General features: G+C 45.2%; 15 protein-coding genes. 7 read left to right on the top strand and 8 right to left on the bottom strand.

Translation table 11 applies throughout. From position 1 onward, the window contains the following. Positions 1-89 precede the first annotated feature (89 nt). The 4 genes from AC3IRT_RS01705 to AC3IRT_RS01690 all read left to right on the top strand — a co-directional run bounded on the left by AC3IRT_RS01705 (position 90) and on the right by AC3IRT_RS01690 (position 6,923). Positions 90-3,575, top strand: a complete 3,486-nt coding sequence (locus tag AC3IRT_RS01705) for a TonB-dependent receptor (RefSeq protein ID WP_489394820.1) — start codon at positions 90-92, stop codon at positions 3,573-3,575. 8 nt (positions 3,576-3,583) lie between these two features. Next, positions 3,584-5,275, top strand: a complete 1,692-nt coding sequence (locus AC3IRT_RS01700) for a RagB/SusD family nutrient uptake outer membrane protein (RefSeq protein WP_489394819.1) — start codon at positions 3,584-3,586, stop codon at positions 5,273-5,275. 19 nt (positions 5,276-5,294) lie between these two features. After that, positions 5,295-6,125: a hypothetical protein gene (locus tag AC3IRT_RS01695; RefSeq protein WP_489394818.1), complete on the top strand. Its 831-nt coding sequence runs from the start codon at positions 5,295-5,297 to the stop codon at positions 6,123-6,125. A 108-nt stretch (positions 6,126-6,233) separates the two neighbouring features. Next, positions 6,234-6,923 carry an RNA polymerase sigma factor gene (locus tag AC3IRT_RS01690; RefSeq protein ID WP_489394817.1) on the top strand — a complete coding sequence of 230 codons (690 nt, stop codon included), beginning with the start codon at positions 6,234-6,236 and terminating at the stop codon, positions 6,921-6,923. 81 nt (positions 6,924-7,004) lie between these two features. On the opposite strand, the gene AC3IRT_RS01685 is transcribed toward AC3IRT_RS01690, so the two are convergent. From AC3IRT_RS01685 to metG, 7 genes are all read right to left on the bottom strand, one after another. After that, positions 7,005-7,991 carry a hypothetical protein gene (locus tag AC3IRT_RS01685; protein WP_489394816.1) on the bottom strand — a complete coding sequence of 329 codons (987 nt, stop codon included), beginning with the start codon at positions 7,989-7,991 and terminating at the stop codon, positions 7,005-7,007. Between the two features lie 97 nt (positions 7,992-8,088). Further along, complete coding sequence (locus tag AC3IRT_RS01680) at positions 8,089-9,219, bottom strand: NAD(P)-binding domain-containing protein (RefSeq protein WP_489394815.1); 1,131 nt, start codon at positions 9,217-9,219, stop codon at positions 8,089-8,091. 17 nt (positions 9,220-9,236) lie between these two features. Continuing rightward, on the bottom strand, positions 9,237-10,199 hold the full coding sequence (locus tag AC3IRT_RS01675) for a hypothetical protein (RefSeq protein ID WP_489394814.1): 963 nt from the start codon (positions 10,197-10,199) through the stop codon (positions 9,237-9,239). 11 nt (positions 10,200-10,210) lie between these two features. Continuing rightward, positions 10,211-10,855 (bottom strand): hypothetical protein, encoded by a 645-nt coding sequence (locus tag AC3IRT_RS01670; protein ID WP_489394813.1) that lies wholly within the window; start codon positions 10,853-10,855, stop codon positions 10,211-10,213. Further along, on the bottom strand, positions 10,855-11,391 hold the full coding sequence (locus AC3IRT_RS01665; protein WP_489394812.1) for an RNA polymerase sigma factor: 537 nt from the start codon (positions 11,389-11,391) through the stop codon (positions 10,855-10,857). The genes AC3IRT_RS01670 and AC3IRT_RS01665 overlap by 1 nt, the downstream gene beginning before the upstream one ends. Before the next feature lie 140 nt (positions 11,392-11,531). After that, the gene (locus AC3IRT_RS01660; RefSeq protein ID WP_489394811.1) at positions 11,532-14,090 is read right to left on the bottom strand and encodes a TonB-dependent receptor; all 2,559 of its coding nucleotides are present in this window, start codon (positions 14,088-14,090) and stop codon (positions 11,532-11,534) included. Positions 14,091-14,448: 358 nt separating this feature from the next. After that, positions 14,449-16,518, bottom strand: coding sequence for a methionine--tRNA ligase (gene metG / locus AC3IRT_RS01655; RefSeq protein WP_489396090.1), 2,070 nt, complete (start codon positions 16,516-16,518; stop codon positions 14,449-14,451). A gap of 128 nt (positions 16,519-16,646) precedes the next feature. Between metG and AC3IRT_RS01650 the strand changes: the two genes are divergently transcribed. The 3 genes from AC3IRT_RS01650 to AC3IRT_RS01640 are packed head-to-tail and all read left to right on the top strand — an operon-like array spanning position 16,647 to position 17,949. Continuing rightward, a complete protein-coding gene (locus AC3IRT_RS01650) occupies positions 16,647-17,549 on the top strand; it encodes a S66 peptidase family protein (protein WP_489394810.1) in 903 nt (300 codons plus the stop codon). Position 17,550: 1 nt separating this feature from the next. Next, positions 17,551-17,745 carry a DoxX family membrane protein gene (locus AC3IRT_RS01645; RefSeq protein ID WP_489394809.1) on the top strand — a complete coding sequence of 65 codons (195 nt, stop codon included), beginning with the start codon at positions 17,551-17,553 and terminating at the stop codon, positions 17,743-17,745. A gap of 21 nt (positions 17,746-17,766) precedes the next feature. Continuing rightward, on the top strand, positions 17,767-17,949 hold the full coding sequence (locus tag AC3IRT_RS01640) for a DoxX family protein (RefSeq protein ID WP_489394808.1): 183 nt from the start codon (positions 17,767-17,769) through the stop codon (positions 17,947-17,949). Positions 17,950-17,968: 19 nt separating this feature from the next. Here AC3IRT_RS01640 and AC3IRT_RS01635 read toward each other — a convergent pair whose 3' ends face one another. Continuing rightward, positions 17,969-19,291 (bottom strand): gluconate:H+ symporter, encoded by a 1,323-nt coding sequence (locus tag AC3IRT_RS01635; RefSeq protein WP_489394807.1) that lies wholly within the window; start codon positions 19,289-19,291, stop codon positions 17,969-17,971.

Genomic DNA, 19,291 nt, shown 5'->3' with positions numbered 1-19,291 from the left:
CCAGTTCGGCTAAGCTGTTCACATGCCAAGATAAGCGCTACCGACCACAATAAACCCTTATTCATCAACACATGTAATTGTACAAAAATATGATTTTTATACAACAGGTCGATTATGCCCCGAATGTGGCTAGATCTAAAATTAAACGTTGGGTAATCATTATGAAATTAACCATCTTATTTACCGTTTTAAGTATCTTAAAACTCACCGCCAGTGGCTTCGCGCAGCCGATCTCCATCAAGGCGGTCAACACGCCACTGGTCAACATTATGCAATCGGTGCAAAAGCAGAGCGGCATGCCATTCTTACTCAATGGCAAAGACCTTGCGGCAGCAAAACTCACCGCCGACATCAAGGATGTACAGCTGGAAAAAGCCCTCAACTTGTTGTTCGTAGGACAACCGATTGCATGGGAAATCTCCGAAGGCACAATTATCCTACGTCGGCAAGCAGCCGCTACCGCAACAAACGCTGTAGCGCCAGCCACGCAGCAAGAGCGCAGGATCAGCGGAACAGTGACCGACGAGCGCGGTGTGCCGATCCAAGGCGCTTCCGTACAAGTTGTAGGAAGCAATGTAGGTACGAATACCGACGATCAAGGAAACTTTCAATTGGTGTTGCTTAGCGGAAACAGGTCTGTACTGCGTGTTAGTTATATTGGCTTTTTGAGTACCGATATTAATGTCGGGGATCAACGGACACTGAATATTACGCTAAAAGCTAGTTTGGGCGATCTTGACGAGGTAGTCGTTGTAGGTTATGGTACACAAAAGAAAAAATTGGTTACCGGCGCCACGGTAGAAATTAAGGGCGAGGATCTAGAAAGATTAAGCACACCCAACATTTTGGAAGCGATGCAAAGTCAATCTCCCGGGGTACAGATCACCCAAAATTCAGGTATGCCTGGCGAAAGTTTTAAAGTCACAATTCGTGGTTTAGGAACGATCAACAATTCATCACCACTCTACGTGATCGACGGAATTCCGGGAGGCGACATCAACGCCTTAAACCCCTCGGATATCGAGCGTATCGACGTACTGAAGGACGCTGCTTCGGCCGCTATCTATGGTTCGCGTGCCGCTAACGGGGTTGTGCTCGTAACCACCAAGCAAGGCCGTGAAGGAAAGCTTGCACTGCACCTAGATAGTTATGCGGGCTTCCAAAATGTGTACAAAATGCCTTCGCTGCTTACCGCAAAAGAATACATGACCATTCAAGATGAGCGCCGCTTTAACGAAGGCGCAGCACCATTCAACTGGGAACAGCTTATTCCAAAACAGTATGAACAAATTATGAATGGCAGTTGGAATGGTACCAACTGGATGAAAGAAATCCAAAACGAAAATGCCCTATTGCAGAATACTTCCCTGAATATGATGGGTGGAAATGAGCAGTCGCGCTTCTCCATGGGATATTCGCACACGAATCGCGACGGTATCTTAGGCGCTCCTGTTCAACCTGATTTTCAAAGGCAAACTGCTCGTCTAAACTCTGAGCACATTCTATTGAAGAATGATGAATTTGATATCATCAAATTTGGTGAAAACCTCAACTACGCGTACACGAAGCGTTCGGGAATCGGTATCGGCAATATTTATTGGAATGATATCCACAATATGTTGGTAGGAAACCCACTACTTCCTATTCGCAATGCGAATGGCGGTTATTACGATCTAGCCAGCAAAGTAGCCGATGGATGGGCACTAGATGGTGCTACAGCCAACCCAGCGGCCGAAATGGATTATCGCCGTGGACAGAATCTGAGCAAGAACCACGCACTTTCGATCAATGCGTATCTGGAAGTACAGCCTATTAAAGACTTGGTATTCCGCTCTAGCTTTGGTTATCGGCTAACTGCCTCTTCTTATCGGCAGTACACGCCAGCGTACGAGCTATCAACTACCACGATAAACGCCATAGATGACATCTCTCAAAATCAAGGCCTTGGCTACAAGTTTCTTTGGGAAAATACGTTGAGCTACAGACTGCATCCCTTTACCGATCATCAGCTTGACATGGTCGTAGGCCAATCCCTTGAAAAGAATGGACTAGGCGAAGATGTAGGAGCAGCAACAGCGAACTCTTCTTTCCCGGGACAATGGGACAAAGCTTGGCTGAGTAATGGACAGGGTTATGACGGGTTTGTGCCAACGGTGAACGGTGCGCATTGGCCGCAATTTAATATCGCTTCCTACTTCGGGCGCTTGAATTACAATATCAAGGAAACCTATCTGGCATCCTTTGTATTACGTGCCGATGGCTCATCTAACTTTGCTCCTGGCAATCGCTGGGGCTACTTCCCCTCCGCTTCTGCAGGCTGGGTTGCTACTAATGAGGCATTCCTACAAGATCAATCTTGGTTGAATTTCTTGAAATTTCGCGGAAGCTGGGGCCAGAATGGAAATGCAGACATTCTTCCTTTCCAATATTTGGCTACGGTAGCTATCGACACCCGAAATGGCTACTACTTTGGAAACAGCAAGAGTACGCTCTTGCGCGGAGCTTATCCTGAAATTCTACCTAACCCTGATGTGAGCTGGGAGACTTCCGAGCAGCTGAACATTGGTTTTGATTCACGCTTTGCGAATAATAGATTAGCCGTTGTTTTCGACTGGTACCGCAAATCTACGATCAACTGGCTGGTGCAAGCACCTATCCTAGCCATATATGGCACGCAAGCTCCTTTCATCAACGGTGGTGACATCGTCAATAAAGGTTTTGAATTGGGCTTTAACTGGAATGACACGAAAGGTGAATTTCGCTATGGCATTGGCATTAACGGTGCGTACAACAAAAATGAAGTAACCCGCATTGCCAACAGCGAGGGCATCATCCATGGTAATCCCGATGTATTGAGCCAAGGTACGAAAGAAATGTACCGCGCACAGGAAGGCTATCCAATTGGCTATTTCTACGGCTTCAAAACCGACGGCATATTTCAAACGCAGGAACAGATTAATGCCGTTCGTGCATCAGGCCATGGCGTACTTTCGGGCGCACAGCCTGGCGATGTCTTCTTTCGCGATACGAATGGCGATGGCGCTATCACCGACGACGACCGCATGATGATTGGTAATCCGCATCCTGCGTTTAGCGGTGGATTAAACCTAACATTTGGCTACAAAGGTATTGACCTAGCGGTAACGGCAATTGGTTCTTTCGGCCATCAAATCGCCAAATCATACCGCTCTTTTGCCGATAGTCCTTTACAGAACTACACGACGGAGGTCTTCGGGCGCTGGCACGGTGAAGGCACATCCAATCGTTTGCCTCGCTTAACCAGCGGAAGCCATACGAACAATCAGTATATCTCCGACATTTACATCGAAAACGGTGATTTCGTCAAGATTCAGAACGTTACGTTGGGTTATGACTTAAAACAGATTTGGAAAAAGGCACCATTTAGCCAAACGCGCATATACGCCACCGTACAAAATCTATTCACCTTCACCAACTATAGCGGCATGGATCCCGAGATCGGTTACGGTTACGATCAGCCTTGGGTAAATGGTATTGACTTGGGCTTCTACCCACAACCACGCACCATAATGTTTGGAATGAACCTTAAATTCTAATGAAAGACATGAAAAAGATCTTATTTATCTTATTCGCTGCGGGGCTATTGACCTCTTGCGATAAGTTTCTAGATACGGAAAGCTACGATAAAAAGAACACCGGAAACTTTCCTGCCACAGTGGCTGATGCCAATAGCATGCTTGTGGGCATCTACTCTAGCTTAAATGCGGCTATCTCTAACGTACAGAACTCCCATTTTTACATGGCCGAACTGGCCTCTGACGACCGCTTTGGCGGTGGTGGTGAAAATGACCGCGACATGCAAGCGCTCGATCATTTGATGAATACGCAGCCCGATCGCTTTCTGACGTTCTGGACAGCACGTTACCAAGGCATTTTCCGCGCAAACACCGCGCTGGAAACTTTGGATCAAGTAGAAGGATGGAATAATGACACGCAGAAAAATCAGGCTTTGGGAGAAGTTTACTTTCTTCGCGCACTTTATTACTTTGAGCTATCTCAGCTTTTTGGAGAAGTGCCTTTGGTAACCAGCACATCGGTATCCAACATACCTAAAGCCACGGCTGAAGAAACTTATGCACTCATTGCTGATGATTTGCAAAACGCCATCAATCTGATGCCAGCTAATCCTTACACCAGCGTAGCCTCGGGCCACGCTACAAAATGGGCTGCCCAAGCACTTCTAGCACGCGTTTACCTATTCTACACAGGCTATTACAATAAAGGCGAGCTCCCACTAGCTTCGGGCGGAAGCATTAGCAAAGCCCAAGTGCAGCAAGGCTTGGAAGAATGTATCGCCAATAGCGGTCATGATCTGGTCGCCGATTTTCGCAACCTGTGGCCTTATTCTAATGAGTTTACGAAGAAGGATTATTCGTACGCAAAAGACAACAACCTAAGCTATGCCGGCGATGGCAACAGAGAAACGGTTTTTGCCGTCAAGTTTGGCACGTTGGTCGACTGGGGCGATCAGTATATGTTAGGATATTCTAATCAACTCAATCTGCATTTTAGTTTACGCTCCAATAATGGACAAGCAGGAACGTTTCCGTTCGGGCAAGGCTGGGGTGCTGGCCCGGTAAACAGTAGCTTATGGAACGAATGGCGACAAGCCGAGCCGACCGATGTTCGTCGGGTGGGATCTATTATCAATGTCGATACCGATGTGGATAGTTACATCTACGGTGCCGATAATCAAATGGAAGAAACTGGCTTTTGGCAAAAGAAATACATTGCCATAACGGCCTATGATGACGGCAGGCTAATCCCTTCATATGCTATCTTGGCCGATGCAGCAGCAGCTGAGTACCAATTGGCGCATACGCAAGATTTAGTGCTTATCCGCTTCGCGGATGTACTCTTGATGCATGCTGAGCTTTCTGAAACCAATACGAGCCTCAATCGCGTACGTGCTCGCGCCAATCTTAATCCAATAGGCTATTCACTAGCAGCCCTAAAACGGGAACGCCGATGGGAATTAGCATTTGAAGGATTACGCTATTTTGATTTGATGCGTTGGCAGGAAGCAAGTACAGCGCTCGGCCGTCAAGAAGGTGTATCTATTCGCAACAAAGGAATTGATACGCAGATGCGCGCCTTTGGCGGTGGTTATACAGCACGGTACGAAGCTACGGGTGGCTTTTGGCCTATTCCGATCTCACAAATTGCGCTATCCAACGGTGTATTGACACAAAACAAAGGTTGGGGCGAGTCTACTCATGAATTTCCAGGTTGGTAATCTTCTAGCAAAATAAATTATGAAAAAATTCTGGTATATACTCTGTATTGGTCTTACCCTACTATCCGTAGGTTGTGAGGCTATCGAAGACAGAATGGAATTGGGTTCGGCCATTAGTGCCGAGCAACTGCAGCTTACCGCAACACCGGTGATCGTTGACGGTAAGAAAAGTAACAAAGTCGTATTAGACAATAAAAGTCCAGTACTCTCCTCTTGGGATTATGGTGTAGGATTGACGCAGCGCAAGACCGACACGGTATTGCTGGTATCTACGGGCGACAATGAAATTATTTTCACGGGCTTAAACCCTGATGGAAGCAAAATCACTAAAACCCTACAGGTTACAGTGGATGAACTGACTTTTGCAGTTCCGTTGGAATGGGGATTCTTGACTGGTGGCGCCGAAAAAACGTGGGTTTGGGATACTACGAAGCCAGCAGTTTGGGGTAATGGTGGCTATATGGGCAATTCCGCTCCAGCATGGTGGACTTTACAAGAAGCCGACATCAATGGCCAAGCGGCCGGCGAAGGAGTCGGTGCCAAGATGGAGTTTGCACTGCGTGGCGCGCGGCTTTCTAAAATCAAATCAAACGGACAAACCGAAGATGGCTCCTTTTCATTTGATATGACTAAGAAGGTTACATTGGACGATGGCACCGTTTGGGCCACAGGAAAATTGACCACAAAGGGCGTTACCGTACTGTGCGGCATATCGCCGAATGAAAGCAATGCGCCCGTCTATGAATATGATATCTTAATCATAAATGATACAGAAATGGTTCTTTCTTACCCTGAACCTGGAGTAGGCGCATGGGGAACAGCGTGGTTCTGGGTGTTTCGCGCTGAATAAAATACGATTTGCAATTTAGTACCTGAACGCCTGATCTTTCGATCAGGCGTTTTTCTTTGGCATTAGCTTCATCAGCATCTCAGCGATTAAATTTCCCATTGCAAATAAATGAACGCTAGTACTTTTAATTCTATATTATTTACAGTAGATTTGGATATCAACCTAGATAGTACAACCTACTATAAACCTGCTACCTATATGGATAAGTTTGACAAACAGATTTCTGATTTGCAACAGGGCAAAGAGACGGCATTATGTTTCTTCATGGATCAGTATGCCAACGCACTCCAATTCTTTGCGTTTAAACTCACCAAAGACAAGGAAGCTAGCGCCGAGATTGTTTCAGATGCCTTTGTGAAACTATGGGATCGAAGACTAAATTTCCAAGCGGCAGACGGACTAAAATCTTTTTTATATCTGGTAACCCGAAATGCCTGTCTGGATCACCTCAAGCAGAGCAGAAATAAATATGCACACGATGAAGCATTGCTGCTCGATATAGCGGCAGCTGACAATGATATCCTAAAAAAAATCATTTACAATGAACTGGTGGAATTGATTGTTCTTGAAATCAAAAAACTTCCAAAACAGCAAGCTCAGGTATTTCAGATGGCTATTATGGAAGGTCGCAATACGCAGGAGATCTGCGATGAATTGCATACCAGCGCCAGTACGGTGTATTTCGCTCGCTCAAAAGCTATCGCCGCTCTAAGAAAGGTTTTTGAACAGAAAAAAATCTCTGTGCATTACATTTCTTTATTGCCTCTGGCCGCAGCCGGCGGTTCTTTTATTATCTAAAATCTACAGAGATTAAGGCTATTAGAGAATTTGTAGAAGGTTCTCATATGTAGAAGAAATTAATAGACAATGAATCCACGATTATTCCGCATAGGTATAGAAATAGATACGCCGTAAATTTCCGCCGTGAGATACATTATAATCTTTAATGCTGTCCCTGTTTCTAATCTGCTCTTCCATGTACTGACAAGCATCTAAATCACCCTGATGATAACGTACGGATGCTATTTCTCCGTGATCGTTCAACATGGATATCATATTGACCCCATCACGTGGTGTGAACATATTATCTGCCACAAAAATGTTTTTATGGTACAAATTATGTGCAAACTCTTCTATCATGGGACTCTCATGAACGTCGGAATCCCAATGCATAGCATACAAATGCGAAATCCTTTCGGGCAAAGCCAGCGAAATACGCACACGTATGCTGCGGCCATTATTGGAGCTGGGCATCCATGGTATTTCAGTCTTCAAAAAGTTAGATAAGATAGGATTATACACATTGCTTTCGTTTGTGACAATGTTACCATCAAAATCTAGATCGAAGCTGTACCAACTTATTTTGCCCATCGTTATATATTTCGTCGTGGTATCCACAGGCATCACCTTTTGAACATAAGTAGCCCACCTTTTCCTAAAGGTACCTGTACCTCCTAGCGCTTCAATTCGTCGTTTATTATAGTCGCCAAACATGCGAACTCTGGTATATTCATTTGCCCAATCACTAAAGAATAACTCGTCTGTATATCCATCAACTACGTAAGAAGCACTTAAGTGCAAACTATCTTGATCAATGTACAAGGATGCTGGTACACGACTTGACAGTGATGTCATCGCGACATCTTTTGTGGCATAATCGCGTTTATTAGTAATCAGCAATCCGTTTGAATCACCTTTCATATATTTAAATTCAATCCTACCCCATCTTGCTTTCAGATCAGGTTTATAAGTCTTGATCTCTTTCTCTATCCAATAGGTCAAACTATCCCAATCATTGGGACGCTCCTGAGCACTCACAGATAATATTGACCATAGCATTATGAGTATAAAAAAGGCTTTTCTCATAAGGATTTATTCAGGTTTAGCTTTTTTACTAACGGCAGCTACTTACTCTCGATCGTTCAGCAGCAGTATCGCACTGATCGCATCACATTATGCCTAGCTATAAACCGAGCGATTCGATTAGTTCTTTGGCTACGATACGCCCCGCTCTATTTGCTCCGATAGTAGAGGCGGAAGGGCCATACCCTGCGAGATGAATTCGAGGATCCTTGGCGACCTGAGTCGCTAATTTTCCAGACATCACAATACCACCGTCTTCATTCGTAAGTTGTAAAGGTGCCAGATGATCCAAAGAATGGTGAAACCCCGTGTTCCAAAAGATCACATCTGCATCTAACGTGGTACCATCTGCCCATCGAATGCCGGTTTCGGTGATTTCGTCGAACATGGGTTTTCTATCCAGAATACCTTTCTGCATCATACCACGAATCGCGGGCGTCGTCGGCAAACCCGTGACGGACACCACAGATCTGGGCGGCAAACCATCTCTCACGCGTGCCTCTACCATCGCTACCGCTTCGCGCCCAAGATCGGGATTGAAATCAAAATCTTTAAATTCAGGCGGTCTGCGCGTGACCCAACTCGTTTGCGTCACTTTCGAGATTTCATCTAATAGTTGAATGGCCGAAATACCCGCTCCGACAACGATCACATGTTTTCCTTTAAATGCTGCTGCGTTTATATAATCTGCGGTATGCAATTGCTGGCCTTTAAATTTTTCTGAGCCCGGATAGGTTGGAATTCGAGGTGTTTTCCACGTGCCTGTCGCATTGACAATGCCTCGCGCCTTGAACTGAACGCCATCCGTATGGATAAGAAAGTGATCTATTTTCTCAGTAACGCGCTGTACTTTCAGTGGACGAATGACGGGAAGTTCAAACGTTTTTTCGTACACACCATAATACTGAGGCAATGCCACACTAGCCTTCAATGTTTTATCTTTCGTGTTTACCGTTTCGTCGAAAGCTAATCCCGGCAAATCGTTGATACCATTCACATTATCTAAGGTCAATGAATTCCAACGGTGCTGCCAAGCTCCGCCGGGGCCAGATTCATCATCAATGATTACAAACCCTTTTCCCGGTTTAATACCAGCCCTTTTCAAGTAATAAGCAGCCGACAAACCGGCTTGCCCAGCACCTATCACCACAATATCCACATGGTAAAAAGTTTCCAAATTCGCACCGCTTGTCGGCGAAGAGTCTCTATGATCGCTTTCTTCAGATATCATTTGTTTTTTAGGATAGTTTATTCTTCTAAATAACGATAGAATTCTACGCGACGATATATAGTGCTTTCCGTATAACATCCGAAGTGCTCGCTGCCTTTCACTAGTTCTTCCATCTGTTTGCAATCGGCCACATTCCCGCAATGATACGCGAAAGCATCCGGTTTTCCATTGTTATCTACAAAGGATATCGAGTTGTAGGGACTTTTCCACTGACGACTTCCATCATAATACATGATTTTCTCATCTTCGAGCCCTAGCACATACTCTTCTAAATAGAGTTCCGAATTATAATAGAAGGGATTTTGTTCATCGTCTTTTTTTGGTTCTATTTTAACGATTAGCGAAGCCTTAGTTTTGAACGGTCGCCCACAACGAATTCCTGGTTTCCATTTCCTATCCTGCATCAGAAAAGGATTCAAATACTTGGCGATAGGTGTAGAATCTAATGCCGTAACATGTCCATTTTTCTCGACATCAAAGCGAAAAGAATGACCTTCCACCTGCTGCTGTATCGAATCAGGTAATTGCAAAAGATAATCATTCAATCTTTTTAAAAATTGCGTCGTACCGCCAGGAACTTCTGGATGTACAGAATAAGTAACAAAGGCCTTATTCATTTTGTCCATCGACTTCAATGGAGATAAAAATAACTTGTCGGTCAGATCATCAAACCTAAAACCTGCTGTCAGATCTATAGCCGGAGAGTTTGTAGAAACCAATAAATCCTTAAGGGCCAAAGATGCGTGTTGAATAAACTCCTGATCCAAAATACGTTGTGGAGAAGTCTCAATCACAACAGCATTATCGCTATCGGGTGTATATTTTATAGTGATCCGTCCGCCCATATATCGGTATGGAAGATTAGCTTCCGCAAAATACTGTCTGAGCCAAGCATCCAAATTCAGTGGTTCTTGTGCACTAGCTTGATGTGCTAGCAGAAAACCCAATACGATGGTGAATAAGACCTGTAGTCGCTTCATAACTTCCTTATTTACTCCGCACCGATATGCAGACGGAAACGTGCTTTTTCACCTTCCCAAAGTAGTTCTTGTTGAATCGTCTCTTTGATCTTCTCGACAAAATGACTATCGTTTGTCCCGCTGATACGGATTTCGTCTGCATGCCCATTGACGATATCAAATTGGACATCGACGGAGATCGCACTCGTATACGAGGACAGGTTTTTGTGGAGCTTTTGCGAAAACCGATCCCAACCTTTTAGTGGTCGTGCATCCGAATTTTCTTCTGGTACCACTTGCACACGAAGCGCAGGCGTGATAATCGTGATGCCTTCCACTTGTGTGGAGCTAACAGGTTTTTGATGCAAATGACGAAACACCAACAGCGAACACACGACCACAAACATGACAGCAGCCACCAACCCAACGGTGAGCCTTTGCCAGCCGAAGAATCGTCTGTTGCGCTCCAAACTTCTTTGCTCTATGCGGGCAGCTAGGCGCTTTTGCAACAAACTCAGAGGGGCGGTTTCTACACCATTCTGCAGCTTATAACCATCAATCGCATCTTGCAAAAAAGGATCGTTGATGGCTTCGCGTTCCAAGGCATGCATATCCTCTCGGCTCATGAGCCCGGCCACATAATTGTGAATTCGAGATAACTGATAATTATTGTCCATTATATTTTTTCCATGCACAGCTTCAGATTTCGTTTCCCATTCTGAATATAGCTTTTCACTTTATTCATCTCGAAACCCGTCATCGCTGCAATTTCTTTATAACATTTCTTCTCCAGGTAAAATAGGCGTACACACTGCTCTTGTTCCGGTATCAATCCGACCAAGCACACCTCCAGTTTTTCAAAATCCTGCTCTAGCCATACGACCTCGTCCGGCACAGATAATTGCGCTTCGACCTCCGTCAGGTGTTGATCAATCGGGATTCGGTTTTGGCGCTTATCTTTTCGCAATTGCATAAGGCAATAGTTGCGAGCATACACGTAGAGCCAACTTTTAAAATTATCTACCTCGTGTGTTCGCAACTTAATGACGAGTTCTTCAAAGATTTGCATCACCGCATCCTGACTCTGATCCTGATCTTGCAGGTACTTGTAGCACACACCGTAAAGCAAAGACATATAAGGAGTATATAATTCTCCCAGATCTTGCAGATTTCCGGTCTGTCTATAGCGTATGAGCAATGTGCGTTCGTCCATTTAAAGTATTTTACTTCGCTATCATAATGATGCCGGAAGATACCAATTTCCATAAAATCTATTCGAAAAAAAATAGCCCGCTACTCCTTATTGGGGAGTAAGCGGGCGTTGCTTGGTTTGTTAGTTTGTATTCTTCTATTTTATCTCCAGGCGTAGCGCAGCGTAATGCCATACGTCCGTGGATCTCCGAGCACACCGGCATAATGGCCGGCATTCCCAGCACCAGGAAGTAATTGTTCAAAGTAGTTTTTATCAAAGATATTGCGCGCCCACACAGTGACTGAAACACCATCTTGTGAGCGAAAACCAATGCGTGGGTTGACTAAGGTATAGCCGGGCACGACTAGATAGGCGGATGGCGTAGGATTAGACGAAAACGTAGAACGGTAAAATCCATCGGCCGCGAAGAAATATTCACCGCGCTGCCCGAGGAAGCGTGCTGATTTCGATTTTACTTCTGCCCCGAAAGAAGTTGCCCATTCTGAAATACCCGGCAATCGGCCACCAGACACATCAACAAAATTCGGTCCACCCGTGCCTTCCAATGGCGGCGGCGCATTGGTAAATGAAATATATTTACCATCGGTATACGCTAGAGATCCATATACACTAAGCCAATCTTGCACGCGCGCATTGGCATCTAATTCTATACCACGTACGCGTACTTTTTCTGCATTGGCGAGATAGCCGCGGTTGACTGCCAGATCTGCCGCTTGTACCTGCGTTTGATAATCGCGTACATCGGTATTATACGCTGTCAAGTTTAGCTGTGTACTTGGCGTTGGATTAGTTTTGATGCCGACTTCATAATGCGTGACACGTTCTGGCCGGATCACGGCGAGCTCCAGCATCGGTTGTCCATTTTCATTTGGCAATCCGCCCAAGTTCAAACCTACTGGTTTAAAACCGGTAGAAAAGGTGGCAAATGTGTTGATTTTCTCATTGGCTTTGTAAGCGAGCGTAATTTGTCCGGACAGATTGGTATCATCTACACTAGCCTCAAATGCCTGATTGGAGTACAGCCCGTTTTGTAAGGCGATCAATGCTGGATCATCCGTCTGCAAGCCACCAAATACTTCTCGTCTAAAGTTGACGGATTTATCATCGTAGTTGAGTCGCAAGCCAGGCAATAAGCGCAGATTAGGCAAAATAGCCCAGTCGAATTGGGTAAATAATGCTCCGCTAAACGACCGCATACTTGGATAAGAACGAATACCCAACCCATCGAACAATCCCGGCGTTTGCCACAGTGGGCTGGTTGAACTTTGCGCGAAGCGCCATTGATCTACTCCGGCCTGCTCGGTATGTGCTGGATCGGCATCCAATTTTTGTCCAAACACATACACCCCAAATACAGCGCTCAATGTCGACGAAAAATCGCCTGCCCAACGTACCTCTTGCGACCATTGATCGTGGCGCGATGGCGCCTGCGAAAGCGCTAAAGCTTGCAAACCGGTAAAATCACGGTCGTTGGAAGGATCCCAATTCCAGAAACGCCAAGCCGTAGTCGAAGTCAGTGTACCGCCGCCTAATTTGACATCTACATTGGCGGATAAACCGCCCAAATCCTGACCGGAACGCCAAGGCGTATCGTGATCTATAATACGATCAAATGGGTTTCTGGACGGAAGGTCATAGTTGAGATCAGCGATGATGTTTTCAAACTGCCGATAATCAGCACGTAAAGTTGGTGCTACACCGGCAAAAACTTGTGCATAGCCATCTGGCCGTTGCCGCGTAAGATCTCCCGCGAATAGTACATCGACTTTGTCGGATGGTTGGTACAACACCTGTCCACGCAAACCCAAATTATTGAGCTCATTGGTATATTTTTGTGTTGCTACATTGTAGATCAAGCCATCTCTTTGTGTACCGCTAAATGATAGTCTTGCTGCAATTTTATTGGTAATGGGTCCGCTGATCGATCCTTTTGCTTGGACAAAACCATAGTTCCCGTATGATACTTCGGCATCCGCCGTACTATAAAATGTAGGTTTACGTGTGGTGATATTAAAAGCACCAGCCACGGTATTCTTACCAAATAAAGTTCCTTGAGGCCCACGTAACACTTCGATCTGCTCCACATCGATAAAATCCAATGTGGTCACCGCATTTCGCGCATAATATACCCCATCTACATAGAAACCTACACCGGGGTCAATACCATCATTCGTTAAACCGAAGGTGGTGCCCAGACCACGAATACTAATCCCCGTATTACGTGGGTTGGATGAGTAAAGTTGTACTGACGGCACAATCTCTTTGATACGATTAACGTTGAAAGCGCCCGATTCTTCGACAAACTTGCCACTCACGACCGAGATGGGAATTGGCACATCTTGCAATTGTTCTTGTCGACGACGTGAGGTTACAATCACCTCCTGGACTTGATTTTCGGCTTCTAATCGCAATGTAACCCCATCTTCGAAAGATTTATTTTCGAACAATAGCTCCGTCGTACGGTAGCCGATCGAAGCGGCTCGGATTCGAAATGGCGGCGCTTCGGTTGGTATCACCGAAAACTTCCCCTCTGCATCGGCCGAAAAACGTTGATTCGTTTCGCGAATGGTGATGGTAGCGAAAGGCACTGGTTGATTCTCATGGTCAACAACTTGACCGCGTAAAGTAGCCTTCTGCTGTCCGAAGACGGCGAAGGAGGCCAATAAAAAGACTGTTGTAATTAGTATGATCTTATGCATGAAATTGGGAATAGCGTGTGATAAATAGTGTGTTTAATATTTCCTGGCGGAAGCATTGGACATGCACATGGGATCTACGAGATGGCGAGGTCTAACAAAATCTATAAATGGGGGATGATACACCGTAAAATTCTTTTTTATTATAAACATCTCTCTCTTGATAAAAAGCTGATCGACTGATAATCGACAGACAAAAACAAAGATATAATAATATTCATAAAGACTATAGATTTAATAGACTTTTTGTGTTTATTGTAGCACTTTAGCTATATATGAAATGTAAAAAGCCTCAATAATCATCCTATCACATTGATTGACAGGATGATTATTGAGGCTTAGCGCAAAGATCTATTATGATCTACCGAATGATACTACCAACTTGGATCTGACTTCCCGGTTGGACGAAGTCCAAACGACCATCAGCATCTTCGGCCATCAAGATCATTCCTTGCGACATAATCCCTTTGATCTCTCTCGGTTCTAAATTGACTAAGATGGAGACTTGTTTGCCAAGGATATCTTCCGGTTTAAAGAACTCGGCAATACCCGAAACAACGGTACGTTGATCAATACCGGTATCAATTTTTAGCTTTAATAGCTTTTTTGTCTTCGCCACCTTCTCTGCTTCGAGAATAGTTCCGACGCGCACATCCAGTTTCACAAAATCATCAAAGCTGATATTCGCTTTTGCCGGCGCAGCCGGAATGACTTTCTTGGCGTTGTTAGCCTTCGCTTCTACGAGCTTCTGCAATTGCAATTCCACCTGCTCATCGGTAATTTTCTCGAACAATAAGGCCGATTCATTCAACTGATGTCCAGAGGTGATCAAAGATGCTTGGCCAGCATGCTCCCAAGGTTGTGCCGTCAGATTGAGCATATCAAACAATTTGTCGGCAGTTTTTGGTAAGAATGGCTGTGCCATGATCGCCAAATTGGCCACGATCTGCGAAGCCACAAATAGCACCGTTTTCACGCGTTCTTCATCGGTTTTCACGACTTTCCAAGGCTCTTCGTCCGCTAAGTACTTGTTTCCTAAGCGTGCGGCATTCATAAATTGCGCCATCGCCTCGCGGAAGCGATATTGCGCAATAGATTGCTGAATCAGTGTTGGATATTTCGCCAGTTCCTCAAAGACGCCATTATCTTCTGGCGTCAATTTCGTGCCCAAGCTCACCGTGCCGTCAAAATATTTGTGTGAAAGCACCATGACACGGTTCACAAAGTTACCTAAGATGGCTACCAACTCATTGTTCACACGAGCTTGAAAATCTTTCCACGTAAATTCACTGTCGGAAGTTTCAGGCAATATTGAGGTCAAGACATAGCGTAGCTCATCCTGTTTCTCTGGAAATTCCTGCAAATACTCATGCAACCACACCGCATGGTTACGTGAAGTTGATAGCTTCTCCCCTTCTAGGTTCAAAAACTCATTGGCAGGCACATTTTCCGGCAGGATATAATCGCCATGCGCATGCAAGATCGCCGGAAAGATAATACAGTGAAATACGATATTGTCTTTACCGATGAAGTGAATCAACGTGGATTCATCTTCCTTATTTTCTTTGGCTTTCCAGTAATCTTCCCAGTTTTTGCCGTGATCCAAGGCCCATTGTTTCGTAGCGGAGATGTATCCAATCGGTGCATCTAACCACACATATAGTTTTTTGCCTTCGGCTTCTTCTAATGGAACATCTACACCCCAATCCAAATCGCGCGTCATAGACCGGGGCTGTAAGCCCGATTTCAACCAAGATTGACATTGTCCGAATACGTTTGATTTTAGGACATCTTTCTTGCCTTCGATCAGCCATTGCTCCAACCAAGCTTGGTATTTATCCAATGGCAAATACCAGTGTTTGGTTTCTTTTAATACCGGAGGTTTGCCACTGAGCGTTGATTTGGGATTGATCAAATCGGTCGGACTAAGCGACGTGCCGCATTTCTCACACTGATCGCCATATGCGCCTTCGTTTTGGCAATGCGGACAGGTACCAGTAATATAGCGGTCGGCCAGAAATTGTTGAAACTCTTCGTCGAAATATTGCGCCGAGAACCGCTCAATAAACTCGCCTTTATTGTATAGATTCAGGAAAAAATCCTGCGATAATTCGTGATGAATCTTTTCGGATGTACGGTGATAAATATCGAATGAAATGCCAAACTCCTCAAAGCTTTCTTTGATTTGCTTGTTGTATTGATCAATGATTTCTTTGGGTGTTACCCCTTCTTTTTTGGCTTTGATGGTGATTGCTGCACCATGCTCATCCGAGCCACATACATACACCACATCTTTACCCTGCAACCGCAAAAAACGAACAAATATGTCGGCTGGAATATAGGCTCCCGCTAGATGCCCAATATGCAACGGTCCGTTGGCGTAAGGTAAAGCGGAAGTTATTGTATAACGTTTTTTACTTAAAATATCCAATGTATCTCGAAAATAAATGTTAATATTAAACAGCAATTGATGAATGGCTGTGTAAAAGCAAAGATAACTCAAATTGCGCGATTTCATAATTGGTTTGCGGACTATATTTATATAACAAGGGATTTGTGATGAAAACACCTCCTTACCTTAAAAAAGGGGATACTGTGGCTATCGTGTGTACGGCTAGCGCCGTGAAAGGCGGCATAGCAGATGGCATTAGAATATTGAAAAGCTGGGGATTACAAGTACTAGTGGCCCCGTCGGTGTCTGCCACGTGGCATACTTTTGCTGGTAGCGATGCGCTACGGCAAGAAGATTTGCAACAGGCACTGGATGATGTAGCCCTGAAAGCTGTATTTGCGGCGCGAGGTGGTTATGGCACGGTACGCATTATCGATGCTATCGACTTCAGGTCATTCGCACAAAGCCCTAAATGGTTGATTGGTTTCAGCGACATCACGGTGTTGCATAGCCATATTCAACGACAAACCGGCGTAGCATCTATTCACGGACAGATGCCCAAAAGCTTTGAAAAAGGAACGACATCCTCTTTGGAATCGCTCCGCAAAGCCTTATTTGGCGAAGACGCAACGATAGAATATACAAGCGCGAATGCTGCACATCGGGATGGCGAAACCGATGGTGTGCTGATTGGTGGTAACTTGGCTATTCTGCAAAGTATTTTGGGTTCGGCGTCGGATCCCATATATGACGATAAGATTCTGTTTATTGAAGATGTGGGTGAAGCTTTGTACAATACCGATCGCATGCTGCGCACATTGAAAAGAGCGGGCAAACTAGCAAAACTTCGGGGACTGATCGTGGGCGGATTTACCGCCATTCGAGAGAGCGATCCGCCGTTTGGGCAGGATATACCCCAGATCGTGCTAGAAATCGTTGCAGAATACGCGTACCCGGTGGCTTTTGATTTTCCGGCAGGACATATCAAGGATAATCATGCGCTTGTATTTGGCGCAAATACGCGTCTTTCGGTCGCGAATAATAGGATAAAACTTACTTACCTTACATAATATGAGAACTACAAAAGCAAAAGATATTGGCTTACTCATTATTCGATTGGCAGTTGGGGCCAGCATGCTTATTTTTCATGGAATCCCCAAAATTAGTGGTGGAGTTGAAAAGCTAGAAAGTATCGGAAATTCGATGAAACACGTTGGCATTACATTTATGCCGATAATTTGGGGCGGCGCAGCCGCTGGAGCATAGGTGCTAGGCTCACTGTTATTCATGCTTGGTCTTTGGACGCGACCCGTAAGTGCTGTGATGGCTGGAACGATGTTGGTGGCCAGTATCTATCATTTAGGAGAAGGACATGGTTGGGCTAAATCATCGCATACGATCGAGTTGTTTTTTGTATTTGTTGCCTTTGCGTTGATGGGCGCTGGCAAGTATAGCGTGGATAAGAAATAAGGAGTTTAAGTTGCTTGCTTTAGCCGACAAACCAATTTAACGCCATCACGCCAAACAATCCGATCAAGGAAACCAAGGTTTCCATCACTGACCAAGAACGGAAGGTATCGCGCATGCTTAATCCAAAGTAGGATTTGAACATCCAAAACCCGGGGTCGTTCACGTGAGAAAACATCAAACTTCCTGCACCTGTAGCCAATACCATCAGCTCAGGGCTCGTTCCTGTTGCTTGCATTACAGGCAACACAATGCCTGCGGCAGTCAATCCGGCCACCGTGGCAGAGCCAATAGCTAAGCGGATCACAGCTGCAATGGACCAAGCCAACACCAAAGGCGACAAAGCTAAGTCGGCCGTACTTTCGGCAATATAAACCGCTACGCCACTATCGACGAGCACTTGCTTGAATACCCCTGAAGCGCCGATGATAAATAAGATCATCGTAATGCCTCGAATCGCATCTTCAATACCTTCGGATTGTTGCTTTAAGCTTCTTCCCTGTCGTATTCCCATCGTATACATCGCCAACAATGCCGCAACCATCAGCGCCATTACGGGATCGCCTAAAAAGCGAACCGTAGCCAAAGCTGTCGATCCTTCTGGCAAGAATAAATGTGCAAATGAGCCAATGGCAATCAGTAAAACGGGGAATAATCCGGTAAACAAACTGATGGCAAAACTAGGCATTGGTCGACCTTCGGTAGACGTGGGCACGGTAAATAACTCTGGCGGTGGATTGGTGGCAATACCTTTCAACGTACGCCCGAAGAATGGGCCACTTATAATGATCGCAGGAATAGCGACGATAATGCCGTAAACCATCGTCAGACCAATATCTGCCTGATAGGTGATGGCAATAGCGGTAGCGCCCGGATGCGGTGGCAAATAACCATGCGTGACTGATAGCGCTGCCAATAAAGGAATGGCTACATATAGCAGTGGTAATCGGTTGGATGCGCAGACCATGAATACAAAAGGCACGAGCACAATAAATCCAACATTATAAAACAGAGGAATACCGACCAAAAAACCGGTGAGCACCATCGCCCAAGGTAGATTGCGCACGCCAAAAACATCGGTCAGTACGCGTGTGATACGTTCGGCTGCGCCGCCATCGGCCATGAGCTTCCCTAATATTGAACCAAAAGCGAGCAGCAAAGCGAGTTGCCCCATGGTGCTGCTTACGCCTGCTTCTACAGATCGTACAATATCCATACTATCCATACCCATGGCAAAGCCAACGGCGATAGATGTGATCAACAGGGAAATAATGGTATTGAGTTTTACGACAGTTACTAAAAGTAAAAGCAGTAAAACGCCACAAAATACTATGACTAAAGGCAT

It is taken from the genome of Sphingobacterium sp. KH_072, from assembly GCF_057837975.1.
Note: the sequence above shows the minus strand (reverse complement) of the source record. Positions and strands in the feature narration are given on the sequence as shown.